Here is a 14,451-nt window from a genome sequence, read left to right as displayed (position 1 = left end):
GGAGGAAAGCCATGAAGACCAACGCGTCGCCGCCGGTGCATCGCTGGCCGGTTCGAATCACTCATTGGATCAACCTGTTCGCCATGGTGTGCATGTTCATGAGCGGTTGGGAAATCTACAACGCCTCGCCGCTGTTCGATTTCCGCTTTCCGCCGCAGATGACGCTGGGCGGTTGGCTGGGCGGCGCGATTGGTTGGCATTTGGCGGTGATGTGGCTATTGGCGCTCAACGCCGTCTGCTATCTGTTGTGGAGCCTGTTCAGCGGCCATTTTCGCCGCGATCTGTTGCCGCTTCGCCTCGGCGCGCTGCGGCAGGATATCTGGCTGGCGTTGACGCTGCGCCTGCGCCACCGGCATGGCCGCTATAACGCCATTCAGAAACTGATGTACCTCGGCGTACTGGCGCTGGGGCTATTACTGGTGCTGTCCGGCCTGGCGATTTGGAAGCCGGTTCAGCTGCAGGGATTGGTCGCCCTGTTTGGCGGCTTCGATTTCGCGCGCTACGTGCATTTCTTCGCCATGGCCGGCATTGGCCTGTTTGTGGCGATCCACGTCTTTATGGTGGCTGTCGTGCCCAAAACCCTGTGGGCGATGATAACGGGTGGCAAACATGAATGAGAAAAAACCGCGGGCAGCCGCGCCAAAACTGGAACCGGACCAAAAAAAGCAGTTGGTCAATCTGCAGCGCCGCCTGATGTTGCGCTCCGGGCTGACACTGGGCGGCATCGCCATGCTCACCGGTTGCAACCTGCAAGACGGCGATCGGGTGGATAAGGTGCTGTGGGCCATGTCACGCTGGAACGACCGGGTGCAGGCCTGGCTGTTCAGCGGCCAGCGGCTGGCGCAAACTTACCGGCCGGACCAGATCACCCACCCTTTCCCCTTCAACGCGTTTTACCCGGAATACAACGTCCCCGAGATCGATCTCGCCGGCTACCGGCTTGAGGTCGCGGGGAAGGTGGAGAAAAAAGCCCCCTGGACGCTGGAACAGCTGCAGCGGCTGCCGCAGCAAAGCCAGATCACGCGTCTGATCTGCATTGAGGGCTGGAGCGCCATTGGTCAATGGGGAGGCGTGCCGCTGCGCACCTTTCTGCAGCACGTCGGCGCGGATCTGAATGCCGGTTACGTCGGCTTCAAATGCGCCGATCGTTACTACGCCAGCCTCGACATGGCCACCGCGCTGCACCCGCAGACCATCTTGGCGCTGGATTTCGGCGGCAAGGCGCTGCCGGCTGACTATGGCTACCCGTTGCGGCTGCGCGTGCCGACCAAACTGGGGTTCAAAAACGCCAAACATATCGCCGCGATCTTCGTCAGCGACGTCAATCCAGGCGGGTATTGGGAAGATCAGGGCTACAACTGGTTCAGCGGCATTTAGTTTTGCGCGGCGCTGCGCACAACTTTCATCGGCGGCTGGAGGATCGTCTCCGCCGCGGTTATTGGTTTTCAGCGTACCGCTCAGGCCAGCGCTAGCCAGAATTTACGACTCGCTCTTGAAAAAACACGCGCATCGCGTACATTATTTGTACAACCAAGCGCTTATTGAGGACGGATTATATGTCATCGAAATCCCGCCTGTTAACGGCAGAATCCCACCCAATCCCTATGAGCATGAAGGAACGGCACCAAAAAGAGATGCAAGCCTTCCACGAAGAATGGGCTGAACAAAGGCGCCGCGAATGGCGTGAACGCGGCGGCGTTGAAGCCAGTGAACCGCCCGCACGTAGCATCGATACCGAACTTTCATCCTGATTCCGGTTCGTCCTTATTCTTCTTCTCCCGCCGTCAGCAATGCAATCCCCGCTTGCTCAATGGCCTCCCGCGCGGCGGCGGGCAACCCCTCGTCGGTAATGACAGCGTCAAAGGCAGCAATCGGCAGCGCCAGGTAGGTCGCGACCTTGCCGTATTTGGACGTATCGCTGAGCAGAATGCGGCGGCGGCTGGCCTCGACGATGGCCTTCTTCACCATCACCTTGTCTTCGTTCGGCGTCGACAGGCCGCGCATGCTCCACGAAGAGGCGGAGATAAACGCCAGATCGATAAACAGACCGCGCAGCGCCTGCGCCGCCGCTTCGCCAACGCAGGAACGGTTTTCCCGGCACACGGTGCCGCCGGTGTGGATGATTCGGCACTGGCTATGCTCTATCAGGAACCCGGCGATGACAAAGTCGTTGGTCACCACCGTCAAATCTTCACGTTCACCGATCTGTTTCGCCAGCGCCAGCGTGGTGGTACCGGCATCCAGATAAATACAGCTGTTGGCGGGAATTTGCCGCGCCGCCAGCCGGCCAATGGCGATTTTCTGCCGGCTGAACATCCCTTCTTTGGCCTGGTGCGAAGGTTCGCTTGCCACCCGCTCAGGCGCCTGCACGCCGCCCGAGACCGACTGCACCGCGCCCTGTTCCTCCAGCTTTTGCAAATCGCGGCGGATCGTCATGTGCGACACCCCCAGCCGTTCGGTCAGCTCGGCAATGCTGACGACGCCGCGTTCGGATACCAGCGCAAGAATTTGTTGATGGCGTTCTACAGGTATCACGGTTCCCTCTCGTTGCTGCGGTGATAATAATTGTGATTTTACGTCAATTTTCGTTCGCCGATAGCCCTAATTTTTCGCGGCGTGACGGCGAGCGCAGTTAGGTCAGGTAAACATAATCTTATTTAAAAACATAATAGTAATGTTGATACGGACCAGAAATCACCCGAAAAATTCGTTTCACACATTGTTAATTATTGTGATATCGATCGCGGATAAACGGCCACTAAGCGCTTACATTTAACACAACAAAACAAATTATCACCAAAATTAACAGGAGTGCAGTATGACACACCCAGGGAATTATGCCGTTTGCGTCATCGGGCTGGGGGCGATGGGCATGGGCGCGGCGCGCTCGTGCCTCCGCGCCGGATTGACCACCTACGGGGCGGACCTGAATCCGCAGGCGCTGGCGGCGCTGCAACAGGCCGGCGCGAAGCAAACGTCCCCCAGCGCGTGCGACTTCGCCGCCGAGTTGGACGCCGTGCTGCTGCTGGTGGTGAACGCCGCCCAGGTGAAGCAGATCCTGTTCGGCGAACAAGGCCTGGCGCCAAAGCTCAAGCCAGGCACCGCGGTGATGGTCTGTTCGACCATTTCCGCTGATGACGCCAAACAGATCGAGCAACGGCTGCTGGACTACGGGCTGCCGATGCTGGATGCGCCGGTTTCCGGCGGAGCGGCCAAGGCGGAGGAAGGCCAGATGACGGTGATGGCCGCCGGCGCAGACGCCACCTTCGAGCGCCTGCAACCCGTGCTGGACGCCATCGCCGGCAAGGTTTACCGCATCGGCGAAACGATCGGCCTGGGCGCGACGGTAAAAATCATCCACCAGCTGTTGGCTGGCGTACACATCGCCGCCGGCGCGGAAGCCATGGCGCTGGCCGCCCGCGCCGGCATCCCGCTGGACGTGATGTACGACGTGGTCACCCACGCCGCCGGCAACTCCTGGATGTTCGAAAATCGCATGCGCCACGTGGTCGACGGCGACTATACGCCCAAATCGGCGGTGGATATCTTCGTCAAGGATCTGGGGCTGGTGGCGGATACCGCCAAGGCGCTGCATTTCCCGCTGCCGCTGGCCTCCACCGCCTTCACCATGTTTACCGCCGCCAGCAACGCCGGCTACGGTAAAGAAGACGACAGTGCGGTAATCAAAATCTTTGCCGGCATCGATTTGCCGCAAAAAAAGGAGGCGCTCTGATGCTGCTTGGCGTAATCGCGGATGACTTTACCGGCGCGACCGACATCGCCAGTTTTCTGGTGCAAAATGGCCTGCCGACGGTGCAGCTGAATGGCGTGCCGCAAGACGAAACGCAAATAAACGCACAGGCGGCGGTCATTAGCCTGAAATCGCGTTCCTGCCCGGCAGAGCAGGCGATCGAACAGTCGTTGCAGGCGCTGGCCTGGCTGCAAGAACAGGACTGCCGTCAGTTCTACTTCAAGTACTGCTCCACCTTCGACAGCACCGCACAGGGCAATATCGGCCCGGTGACCGATGCTCTGCTCGCCGCGCTGGGAGAAAATTTCACGGTTGTCTCACCGGCGTTGCCGGTAAACGGCCGCACGGTCTATCAGGGCCACCTGTTTGTCGGGGAACAGCTGTTGTCTGAATCCGGCATGCGTCATCACCCGGTCACGCCAATGACTGACAGCAACCTGCTTCGCCTGATGGAATCCCAGGCCACCGGACGCTGTGGGCTGGTGACGGCGGCAGAAATGGATCGCGGCGCCGAGGCGGTCAGCGAGAAGCTGCAGCAATTGGCGCAGGACTGCGTGCGCTACGCAGTGCTGGATACGCTCAACGAACGGCATCTGCTCACCCAGGGTGAAGCGTTGAAAACGATGAAGCTGGTGACCGGCGGTTCGGGCCTGGCGATCGGCCTGGCGCGTCAATGGGCGCAGAATGGCGAACGTTCGGCAGAGGCGGCCGGTGCGCCGCAGGGGGAAAAAGCGGCGGTGCTGTCGGGCTCGTGTTCTGTGATGACCAACCGGCAGGTGGCGCACTACCGTGAACGCGCGGCGGCGCAGGCCATCGATATCGGCCGCTGTCTCGATCCGCAGGCGCGAGCGGCCTACGCCGCCGAGTTGGCGCATTGGGCGCAGCGCCATACCGGGGAAGCGCTTGCCCCGCTGATCTACGCCACTGCATCGCCGGAGTCGCTGCAGCAAACGCAACAACGGCATGGCGCCGCCGCCAGCGAAGCGGTAGAAGCCTTGTTCGCCGAACTGGTGGTGCAACTGCATCAGTTGGGGTTCAGCCGCTTTATCGTCGCCGGCGGCGAAACCTCCGGCGTGGTCACGCAGGCGCTGGGCATTCGCGGCTTCCATATCGGCCCCAGCATTTCCCCCGGCGTTCCCTGGGTGCGCGCCAGCGATCGGGCCATTTCCCTGGCGTTGAAATCAGGCAATTTTGGCGATGAAGCCTTCTTCTCACGCGCGCAAACGGAGTTCCCGGTATGAGCATGACGATTGAACAGCAGGCGCGTGAAGAGATGGTGCGCCTGGGCGCCTCGTTTTTCCAACGCGGCTACGCCACCGGCTCCGCCGGCAACCTCTCGCTGTTGCTGCCGGACGGCGCGCTGCTGGCGACGCCGACCGGCTCCTGTCTCGGCGAGCTGCAGGCCGATCGCTTGTCTAAAGTGAGCCTGAACGGCGACTGGCTCTCCGGCGACAAACCGTCGAAAGAGATCAGCTTTCATCGGGCGCTCTATCTGAACAACCCGGAATGCAAAGCGGTAGTGCACTTGCATTGCACCTACCTCACGGCGCTCTCTTGCCTGCAGGGGCTGGACGCCGACAACGCCATCAAACCGTTCACCCCCTATGTGGTGATGCGCGTCGGCAAGGTGCCGGTGGTGCCTTACTACCGGCCCGGCGACGAAAGGCTGGCACAGGATCTGGCCCGCCTGGCGCCGACCCACCGTGCCTTTTTGCTGGCCAACCACGGGCCGGTGGTGACCGGTAAAGACCTGCGAGCGGCGGCGGACAATGCCGAAGAGATGGAAGATGCGGCGCGACTGATCTTCACCCTCGGCGATCGTCCGATCCGCTATTTGACCGATGATGAAATTGCCGAATTACGGAGCTGAACCATGCCTAAATTTGCCGCCAATTTGTCGATGATGTTTACCGAGGTGCCATTCCTCGATCGCTTCGCCGCCGCTGCCGCACAGGGCTTCAACGCGGTGGAATTCCTGTTCCCTTACGAGCATCCCGCGGAGCTGTTGGCCGAGAAGCTGCGCGAACACGGCCTGCAACAAGTGCTGTTCAACACCGCGCCCGGTGATGCCGCCACCGGTGAGTGGGGGCTGGCGGCGCTGCCGGGCCGCGAGCGGGATGCGCGCGCCGATATCGATCGCGCGCTGGCCTACGCCATCGCTCTTTCCTGCCCCTGCGTGCACCTGATGGCCGGCGTAGTGCCCGCGGGCGCTGATCGACAGCGTTATCTCGACACCTTTATCGCCAATGCGCGCTATGCCGCCGACGCCTTCGCCCCGCACGGCGTCAAGGTGCTGATCGAAGCGCTCAGCCCGCCGGTCAAGCCCGACTACCTGTTTGCCAGTCAACATCAGGCGGCGGAAGCGGTGGCGGCGATCGAAAGACCGAACGTGTTCATTCAGTTCGACTTTTTCCACGCGCAGTTGGTGGACGGCAATATCAGCGGGCTGCTGGAGACGCTGGCCGGGCGCTACGCGCATATCCAGATAGCCTCGGTGCCGGATCGCCATGAGCCTGACGAGGGCGAACTGAATTACCCGTGGCTGTTCGACAAGCTGGATGCGCTCGGCTATCAGGGCTGGATCGGTTGCGAATACCGCCCGCGCGGCGACACCGCCGCCGGGCTCGGCTGGCTGAAGCCTTACCGCTAAAGCCGCACGCCGACACCAGGAAATCGATTTTATAACAATGAAACGCACCCGTATCGCCACGCGGCGATCGCGGTGCCCAACGCTTACCCAACGAAAGGCTTTTTTCATGTCTACCTCTCTGCTGTTGCTGATTGCCGTACTCGGCGTGGTGCTGCTGTTATTGATGGTGATTAAGGCGAAGGTGCAGCCCTTTGTCGCGCTGTTGGTGGTCAGTCTGCTGGTGGCGTTGGCCAGCGGCATTCCGACCGGTGAAGTGATGAAAGTAATGACCGCCGGGATGGGCGGCGTGCTCGGCTCGGTGACCATCATCATCGGTCTGGGGGCGATGCTCGGGCGCATGATCGAACACTCAGGCGGCGCCGAGTCGCTGGCGCAGCGCTTCAGCCAGGGGCTGGGGCCGAAACATACCGTCGCCGCGCTGACCCTCGCTGCATTTATCCTCGGCATTCCGGTGTTCTTCGACGTCGGCTTTATCATTCTGGCGCCGATTATTTACGGCTTCGCCAAGGTCGCCAAAGTGTCACCGCTGAAGTTCGGCCTGCCGATGGCCGGCGTGATGTTGACGGTACACGTCGCGCTACCGCCACACCCCGGCCCGGTCGCCGCCGCCGGCTTGCTCAACGCCGACATCGGTTGGCTGACCATCATCGGCCTCGCGATCTGTATCCCGGTCGGCGTGATCGGCTATTTCGCCGCCAACTACCTCAACCGCAAAACCTATCCATTATCGATAGAGGTGCTGGAACAGCTGCAGCTGGCGGCGCCGGAGCCGCGTCCGGAAGGGCATGCGCCCCTCAGCGATCGCATCAACCCGCCTGGCGCCGGCCTGGTGGCGGCGCTGATCGTCATCCCGATCGCCATCATCATGCTCGGCACCGTCTCCGCCACGCTGTTGCCGGCAGGTTCGGCGCTGCGCGATGCGCTGTCTCTGCTGGGCTCGCCGGCGGTGGCGCTGATGATAGCCCTGCTGCTGGCCTTCTATTTCCTGGCGCTGCGCCGCGGCTGGAGCCTGCAACACGCCAGCGACGTGATGGGCGCCGCGCTGCCAACCGCCGCGGTGGTGATCCTGGTGACTGGCGCGGGCGGCGTGTTCGGCAAGGTGCTGGTGGAATCCGGCGTCGGCAAGGCGCTGGCCGAAGTACTGACGGCCATCGGCCTGCCGCTGGTACCCGCCGCCTTTATCATTTCGCTGGCGCTGCGCGCTTCACAGGGTTCCGCCACCGTGGCGATCCTGACCACCGGTGGCCTGTTGTCGGAAGCGGTCAGCGGGCTGAATCAGCTGCAGCTGGTGCTGGTGACGTTGGCGACCTGTTTTGGCGGGCTGGGGCTTTCCCACGTCAACGACTCCGGTTTTTGGATCGTCACGCGCTATTTGGGGCTGTCGGTGGCCGATGGCCTGAAGACCTGGACGGTGCTGACCACCCTGCTCGGTCTGAGCGGCTTTCTGTTCACCTGGCTATTGTGGCTGGCGGTGTGATTTCTCTGGCATACTGAACGCCGTTGTTTTTCATCGCCTTTCACCCTGTGCAGGAGCAGCAACATGACCGTAATCAACACCGCGCCAACGCTTGTCACCGAACGCCTGCGGCTGGACGCACACACGCTGGACGACTTCGACTCGCTGGCCGCTCTGTGGGCCGATCCGCTGGTGGTACGCTATATCGGCGGCACCCCGCGCGACCGAGAAGACTCCTGGGGGCGCCTGATGCGCTACGTCGGCCACTGGGCGCTGTTGGGGTACGGGTATTGGGCGGTGCGTGACAAACAGAGCGGCGAGTATCTCGGCAGCATCGGCTTCTCCGACTTCCTGCGCGACATCACCCCAGCGCTCGATGCGCCGGAGATGGGCTGGACGCTGGTGAGTTCGGCGCACGGCAAAGGCTATGCCACCGAGGCGCTGCGGGCGGCGCTGGCCTGGGGGAAAACGCACCTGCCGGGGGAAAAAACCGTCTGCATCATCTCGCCTGAAAACCAGGCTTCGCTGGCGTTGGCGAAAAAGGTCGGCTTCAGCGAAAGCCACCGCAGCGAGTATCACCAGAGCCCGATCGTGGTGATGCATTGCCCGCTTTGAATGCCTAAGCGCGTTGCACCGCCAACGCCGTCTGAATGAAGTTGTCCCGCAGCGCGTCGGTGCGCTGCGGATCCCAGGCGATACCGACCTGCCACTCCGTCTCCTCGCCGCTCAGCGGTAAAATGTCGATGCCGGCCGGCGCGATATGCGTGATGCTGTGCGGCAGCAGCGCGACACCGACGCCGGCGGCGACCAGCGCCAACAACGTTTGGATATCACCGGCCTGCTGCACCACGTTCGGCGTCAACCGGTGAGCGGCGATAAACCGCAGCGACTGATCGCTCAGCCCGCGCCCGCGTTTCGGCGTCAACTGCAACAGCGGCAGCAGATTGAAACGCGCCATCAGATCGTCGGCACGTAGCGCCAGCGCACCCGGCGCAGCCAGCACCAACCGATCGCTCAACAACGCGACGCCGCACAGCGGCGTATTGACCGGCAAGCGCACGAACCCCGCCTGCAACTCTCCCTGCAGCAACAGCTGATACTGGCGTTCGGACGGCAAGTCTTCCAGGTCGATCGCTACCTCGGGGAACCGTTGGCGAAAGGCGGCCACCAGCTGCGGTGCCAGATGAAAACTGGAAAGGCCAAATCCCAGCGACAGCCGCCCCGCTTCCCCGAGCGCCACCCGCCGAGCGCGCTGCTGAAACTGCTGGTACTGCGCCACCAGCACCTGCGCCTCCGGGTAGAGCCGCTGCCCGCCGGCGGTGAGCACCGCCCCCTGTCGGCCACGCTCGAACAATCGAACGCCGAGCTGGGTTTCCAGCGCCTGAATTTGCTTGCTCAGCGCCGGTTGGCTGATGCATAGCCGGCTCGCCGCCTGACGATAGTTGCTCTGTTCGGCCAGCGCCACCAGGGCGCGCAGTTGTTTTATATCCATTCCATTAAGTTATCGAATAGGGAATTTAATTGATTATACAGTAATCAATTCGCCTGCTGTAATCAACGCAGACCCTAACCGGAGAGACACCATGACCATCTCATTACGCGCCGCCACGGTGCAATTCCAGCATCGCGCCAACGATAAAAATTACAACCTGTCGACCATGGAGCGCTTTATCGCTCAGGCGGCCGAGCAGCAGGTACAGCTGCTGGCCTTCCCGGAAATGTGCGTCACCGGCTATTGGCACGTGCGCCATCTGTCCGACGCCGAAGTGCGGGCGCTGGCGGAACCGATCGTGAGCAGCCCCTCGCTGGCGCGCATTCGCCCGCTGGCTGAGCGTTACAACATGGCGATTGGCGTCGGGCTGATCGAGCTGGGCGATGATGGCCGGTGTTACAACGCCTATGCCGTTTGTCTGCCGGACGGCGAACTGCATGTGCACCGCAAACTGCACGCCTTCGAGCACCCGGCTATCGCCAGCGGCGACCGCTATACGGTGTTCGATACCCCCTGGGGCGTACGCGTGGGCGTATTGATCTGCTGGGACAACAATCTGGTGGAGAATGTGCGCGCAACGGCGCTGCTGGGCGCGGACGTGCTGATCGCCCCGCACCAGACCGGCGGCACCCATTCGCGCAGCCCGCACGGCATGAAGCCGATCCCGCAGGCGCTGTGGCAGCGGCGGGTGGAAGATCCGCAGGCGATAGAAGCCGCCTTTCGCGGCGAACACGGCCGCGGCTGGCTAATGCGCTGGCTGCCGTCGCGCGCTCACGACAACGGGCTGTTCTTGCTGTTCAGCAACGGCGTGGGCCGCGATGACGATGAAATACGCACCGGCAACGCGATGATCCTCGATCCTTACGGCCGCATCGTAGCGGAGACCTGGGCGGCGGAAGACCGGCTGGTCAGCGCCGATCTCGATCTGACGCTGATCCCGCTCAGCACCGGCCGCCGCTGGATTTACGGACGCCGCCCCGAGCTGTACGGGTTGTTGACCGAACCGCAAGGCTATGAACGCGATGCCCGCAGCGCGCGCTTTTCGACACAGCCGACGGGGCGCGGCAGCCGATAACAGATAAAAAAAATCCGCCCGGAGGCGGATTTTTTATCGGTGCGACAAAAGCTGCCGCAGGTTCATGCCCTCAGGCACGAACACACTTAGAAGCGGTAGCCTACGCCAACGTTCCAGGTGCCAACGTCAACGCTACGAATGCGGTTCTGCTCGTAACCGACATCCAGGGCAACGTTCTCGATTGGGTTGAACTGCAGACCGGCACCGTAGGTGAAGCCGTAGTCAGCGGTATCGTGACGAGAAGTACCGTTCTGAGCGTTGGTAGTGAATTTACCGTAACCCAGGCCAACCAGACCGTAGATGCTCGCCCAGTCATTGATGCGGTATGCTGGACCGGCAGAGATAGAGTTGTACTGAGCTTTGTTGTAGAAACCGTCCTGAGAACCGTCCTTTTCCAGGTGGGTAAAGGAACCGATTACGCCCAGTGGGTTGTTGTCGAACTCGTAACGGTATTTCAGGTTGAAACCGTCGGCCTTGTTAGCAACGCCTTGGAAATCACCCTGCGCATAGCCAGCGGATACGGTGCTCTGACCAGCGAATGCGGTACCTGCGCTAACTGCTAATACGCAAGCTGCTACTGCGGAAAGACATGCAATTTTTTTCATAACCACCTCAAACGCGTTTTATTATTAAGTACATCCATTTGTTCATGCTTTGAAAATATAACAAAAATTAGCGTGAAACTCTGCCTTGAAATGAGTGTCTAATGCTTTATATCGTGTAACAGAAGATTTCAAGAACAGTGTATCTGCTTCTTTTCGCTCTATTTTCGGCCATATTCTACGGCTTTCTGTGACAAAAATCACCAATTTAATATCCAGATAATTCTTAAGAAAAAGCGCACTTTTTGACCAAATTCACCCCATCTCATCCGAGGATCGGTGGATTTCACCGCGATGCGCGCTTTTCTCAGACAGATTTTCGCCATTTCATTTACACTGCTCGCATCCCCGTTTCGACCGTTTTCTCAAGGCTGAGGAACGGCGCATAAAAGGCCCGTTAAGGATGTCGTTATCTACTTCCGGCAGAGCGCCCTCCGCGCTGCTGCCTATCTGTCTGTTAATCATCGCCATGGTGTCTATCCAGAGCGGTGCCTCGTTGGCCAAAAGCCTGTTCCCGATCGTGGGTGCGGAAGGCATTACGACGCTGCGTCTTTTCATCGGCACCCTGATTCTGTTCATTATCTTCCGCCCATGGCGTATGCGCATCGCCGCCGGTAGCCGCTTGCCGCTGCTGATTTACGGCCTGTCGCTCGGCGCGATGAATTACCTGTTCTACCTGTCGCTGCGCACCGTGCCGCTCGGCATCGCCGTGGCGCTGGAGTTTACTGGCCCGCTCGCGGTGGCCATGTTCTCCTCGCGGCGGCCGATCGACTTCCTCTGGGTGGCATTGGCGATCGCCGGATTATGGTTCCTGCTGCCGCTCGGCCACGGCGTGGGCGGGATAGACCCCTTCGGTGCCGCCTGCGCGCTCGGCGCCGGCGCCTGCTGGGCGGTCTATATCATCTTCGGCCAGAAGGCCGGCGGCGATCACGGCCCCGGCACGGTGGCGCTCGGCTCGCTGATCGCCGCGTTGGTGTTCTGCCCGATCGGCGCCTGGCAAACCGGCAGCGTGCTGTTCAACGTTGAGATTCTGCCGATAGCCCTGGCGGTAGCCATCCTCTCCACCGCGCTGCCTTATTCGCTGGAGATCATCGCGCTGCCCAAAATTCCGGCGCGCACCTTCGGCACCTTGATGAGCCTGGAACCGGCGATGGCGGCGTTATCCGGCATGCTGTTCCTCGGCGAACACCTGAGCGGCGTGCAATGGCTGGCGCTGGCGGCGATCATCGCCGCCTCCATGGGCTCCGCCCTCACCATTCGCCCCAAACCTCGCCTCGAAAGCCTTTCCTGATCGCCCGACCCGCCTGCAGACCGCAACGTCGGAATGCAGGCGGGTTAACTGTTTTCCTCGTGACAAGTCGGCATACTTCCCCTTAGCCTGTATCGCAGGCTCTTTGGACTTTCGCTCACATGGAGAATAACAGTGATTCACAACAGCCTGTTCAACCCACGCTTCGGCCGCGGACTCGCGCCGGCGCTGGTTTCAACCCTGACCGAGTTGCGCCGATGCGACCTGCCCGAGCTGGCGCTGGGGCATCACCCGATAGACGGCGACAACATCTTTATGGACGTGATGACGCTGACCACCGCGCCGGCGGCGGAAAAGCGCGCCGAAATGCATCAGGAATACATCGCGCTGCATCTGCTGATCAGCGGTGAAGAGCGAATCGAATACGGCCTGGCGGGCAACGGGCATCGTGAACACCCCCACGCGGAAAATAGCGATCTGCTGCTGCTGGACATCAAACGCCACCCGCAAACGCTGCACATGACGCACGGTATGTTCGCGATCTTTTTCCAGATGGAACCGCACAAGACCGGCTGCCTGTGGCAGCGCCCACAGCACATCAAGAAAGCGGTGGTGAGGATCCATCACCGCCTACTGCTGTGACCCTGCGGCAGCGCCCGTAGAAAATCGGCGGCCTGGCGGGGAGAGCGCAAGCGCTTGAAATGGCGCCCTACATCGGTACGGGCCATCTCCGCCAGGTATTTTCGCCGGTTCTTCGAGTAAGTGCGGATCGTCCACAGCACGATCGACTCACGGCTGAAGAAAGAACGGCGGAAACTTTCACGATTGCCGGTGCCCGGCCACAGCTCACGTTTGCTGGCCGCGCGTCGGCACGCCCGGCGCACGGCCTGCCACAGCGTGCGGCAGAAGCCGTAGTCCAACCACAGGATATAATCGACTTCGCGCCACTTAATCGGTTGCGTGCGGCTGTAGTTGCCGTCCAGCACCCAGCCTCCTCCCGCTTCGGCCAGCGTCTGCTCTAACCGCGCCAGGAACGCGTCATCGGGCGTACCCTGCCACTCGGGCCGCCAATACAGGCTGTCCATCTCGATATAGGGAACGTCAAGCCGTTCCGCCAATTGACGCGCCAGGGTGCTTTTACCGCTGCCGCTGGTGCCGACGACGTTAATTTTCATCACTCGCCAATAAAAACTGGGATAATTCCCTTACTTTAACCGCATCAATTACGGCTATCAATCTGAATAGGCTTACAATTAACAGCACGATAACAATATGGATATTTAGTCGAATCAGCCTATCCGCAGAAAATAAGATAACAGGGATAAATCGTCACTAACCAAAACAATAACAAAAAAATAAAAACAGCAATTAAATTCATTGCATTACATAGAAACACAAACCAAATTAAAATATTGACATTAGACCAAGCCTATTTGTGCAATAGCCATTTTCGTACGGCAAAAATAAATACCCCTGCTATAATTGATCCCGTAACGAAATAGGACAACGACTAATCAAGAGGATATCTGATATGAGTACCGCTAAACTGGTGAAAACGAAATCTTCTGATCTGCTGTATACCCGTAACGATCTGGACGAAAAAGTCAAACTGGCCGCCATCAAGGCGCTGAACCATCAGGTCGTGCAATTTATCGATCTTTCGTTGATCACCAAACAGGCGCACTGGAACATGCGCGGCGCGAACTTCATCGCGGTTCATGAAATGCTGGACGGCTTCCGTACCGCCATCATCGAGCATCAGGACACCTTCGCCGAGCGCGTAGTGCAACTGGGCGGCGTGGCGCTGGGCACCGTACAGGTCGTTAACGATCAGACGCCGCTGAAAAGCTATCCGACCAATATCCACAGCGTGCAAGAACACCTGAAAGCGCTGGCCGATCGCTACGGCGCGGTGGCGAATGACATCCGTAAGGCCATTACTGAAGTGGAAGATGAAGACACCGCCGACATGTTCACCGCCGCATCGCGCGATCTGGACAAGTTCCTGTGGTTCATCGAATCCAATATCGAATAACGCCGCAACGCGTTGCAGACCGCCCGTCGTGCCGGGCAGAACAGGCTGGGCTTCGCCCGGCCTGTTTTCTTTTGCGCGGTCGTTGAATTGTGCAAAAAACGGCCCATATTAAACGGTAGGGTTCCCTTGTTAGGAGGTGAT

General features: G+C 60.3%; 17 protein-coding genes. 13 read left to right on the top strand and 4 right to left on the bottom strand.

The window, feature by feature from the left end; all coding sequences use genetic code 11:
- Positions 1–11 precede the first annotated feature (11 nt).
- From GUC32_RS07105 to GUC32_RS07095, 3 genes are all read left to right on the top strand, one after another.
- Entirely contained in the window at positions 12–617 is a 606-nt protein-coding gene (locus GUC32_RS07105) for a cytochrome b/b6 domain-containing protein (RefSeq protein WP_049203409.1), read from the top strand.
- Positions 610–1,377, top strand: coding sequence for a molybdopterin-dependent oxidoreductase (locus GUC32_RS07100; RefSeq protein ID WP_049203406.1), 768 nt, complete (start codon positions 610–612; stop codon positions 1,375–1,377). Before GUC32_RS07105 ends, GUC32_RS07100 begins: the two co-directional genes overlap by 8 nt.
- Positions 1,378–1,556: 179 nt before the next feature.
- Positions 1,557–1,751: a hypothetical protein gene (locus GUC32_RS07095; RefSeq protein WP_154219752.1), complete on the top strand. Its 195-nt coding sequence runs from the start codon at positions 1,557–1,559 to the stop codon at positions 1,749–1,751.
- A 13-nt stretch (positions 1,752–1,764) separates the two neighbouring features.
- On the opposite strand, the gene ygbI is transcribed toward GUC32_RS07095, so the two are convergent.
- A complete protein-coding gene (gene ygbI / locus GUC32_RS07090) occupies positions 1,765–2,535 on the bottom strand; it encodes a DNA-binding transcriptional repressor YgbI (protein ID WP_025302098.1) in 771 nt (256 codons plus the stop codon).
- A gap of 283 nt (positions 2,536–2,818) precedes the next feature.
- Between ygbI and ltnD the strand changes: the two genes are divergently transcribed.
- From ltnD to GUC32_RS07060, 6 genes are all read left to right on the top strand, one after another.
- Positions 2,819–3,733 (top strand): L-threonate dehydrogenase, encoded by a 915-nt coding sequence (ltnD, locus tag GUC32_RS07085; protein ID WP_049203403.1) that lies wholly within the window; start codon positions 2,819–2,821, stop codon positions 3,731–3,733.
- On the top strand, positions 3,733–4,992 hold the full coding sequence (otnK, locus tag GUC32_RS07080) for a 3-oxo-tetronate kinase (RefSeq protein ID WP_080352616.1): 1,260 nt from the start codon (positions 3,733–3,735) through the stop codon (positions 4,990–4,992). The genes ltnD and otnK overlap by 1 nt, the downstream gene beginning before the upstream one ends.
- Before the next feature lie 2 nt (positions 4,993–4,994).
- Positions 4,995–5,621 (top strand): aldolase, encoded by a 627-nt coding sequence (locus GUC32_RS07075; protein WP_049203439.1) that lies wholly within the window; start codon positions 4,995–4,997, stop codon positions 5,619–5,621.
- Between the two features lie 3 nt (positions 5,622–5,624).
- Entirely contained in the window at positions 5,625–6,401 is a 777-nt protein-coding gene (otnI, locus tag GUC32_RS07070; protein WP_025302094.1) for a 2-oxo-tetronate isomerase, read from the top strand.
- A gap of 106 nt (positions 6,402–6,507) precedes the next feature.
- On the top strand, positions 6,508–7,878 hold the full coding sequence (locus tag GUC32_RS07065; RefSeq protein WP_049295251.1) for a GntP family transporter: 1,371 nt from the start codon (positions 6,508–6,510) through the stop codon (positions 7,876–7,878).
- A gap of 63 nt (positions 7,879–7,941) precedes the next feature.
- Complete coding sequence (locus GUC32_RS07060) at positions 7,942–8,472, top strand: GNAT family N-acetyltransferase (RefSeq protein WP_025302092.1); 531 nt, start codon at positions 7,942–7,944, stop codon at positions 8,470–8,472.
- 4 nt (positions 8,473–8,476) lie between these two features.
- Here the strand turns inward: GUC32_RS07060 and GUC32_RS07055 are convergent, their stop codons facing one another.
- A complete protein-coding gene (locus GUC32_RS07055; protein WP_369435637.1) occupies positions 8,477–9,349 on the bottom strand; it encodes a LysR family transcriptional regulator in 873 nt (290 codons plus the stop codon).
- A gap of 91 nt (positions 9,350–9,440) precedes the next feature.
- Between GUC32_RS07055 and GUC32_RS07050 the strand changes: the two genes are divergently transcribed.
- Positions 9,441–10,424 carry a nitrilase family protein gene (locus GUC32_RS07050; RefSeq protein ID WP_025302090.1) on the top strand — a complete coding sequence of 328 codons (984 nt, stop codon included), beginning with the start codon at positions 9,441–9,443 and terminating at the stop codon, positions 10,422–10,424.
- Positions 10,425–10,510: 86 nt separating this feature from the next.
- Here GUC32_RS07050 and ompX read toward each other — a convergent pair whose 3' ends face one another.
- Positions 10,511–11,029 (bottom strand): outer membrane protein OmpX, encoded by a 519-nt coding sequence (gene ompX, locus GUC32_RS07045; RefSeq protein WP_019454480.1) that lies wholly within the window; start codon positions 11,027–11,029, stop codon positions 10,511–10,513.
- Positions 11,030–11,429: 400 nt separating this feature from the next.
- Here ompX and rhtA point away from each other — a divergent pair, with 400 nt between their 5' ends.
- Entirely contained in the window at positions 11,430–12,317 is an 888-nt protein-coding gene (rhtA, locus tag GUC32_RS07040; RefSeq protein WP_025302089.1) for a threonine/homoserine exporter RhtA, read from the top strand.
- 132 nt (positions 12,318–12,449) lie between these two features.
- Positions 12,450–12,917 (top strand): N-acetylneuraminate anomerase, encoded by a 468-nt coding sequence (gene nanQ / locus GUC32_RS07035; RefSeq protein WP_060432710.1) that lies wholly within the window; start codon positions 12,450–12,452, stop codon positions 12,915–12,917.
- Here nanQ and GUC32_RS07030 read toward each other — a convergent pair.
- Entirely contained in the window at positions 12,899–13,450 is a 552-nt protein-coding gene (locus GUC32_RS07030; RefSeq protein ID WP_025302087.1) for a shikimate kinase, read from the bottom strand. The genes nanQ and GUC32_RS07030 overlap by 19 nt on opposite strands.
- Before the next feature lie 356 nt (positions 13,451–13,806).
- Between GUC32_RS07030 and dps the strand changes: the two genes are divergently transcribed.
- Complete coding sequence (gene dps, locus GUC32_RS07025) at positions 13,807–14,310, top strand: DNA starvation/stationary phase protection protein Dps (RefSeq protein ID WP_025302086.1); 504 nt, start codon at positions 13,807–13,809, stop codon at positions 14,308–14,310.
- The last annotated feature ends 141 nt before the right edge of the window (positions 14,311–14,451 follow it).

This window comes from Serratia sp. NGAS9 (genome assembly GCF_009905295.1).
GTDB classification, from domain to species: Bacteria; Pseudomonadota; Gammaproteobacteria; order Enterobacterales; family Enterobacteriaceae; genus Serratia; species Serratia bockelmannii.
The sequence above is the reverse complement of the archived record's forward strand: the minus strand, read 5'-3'. Positions and strand labels throughout refer to the sequence as shown.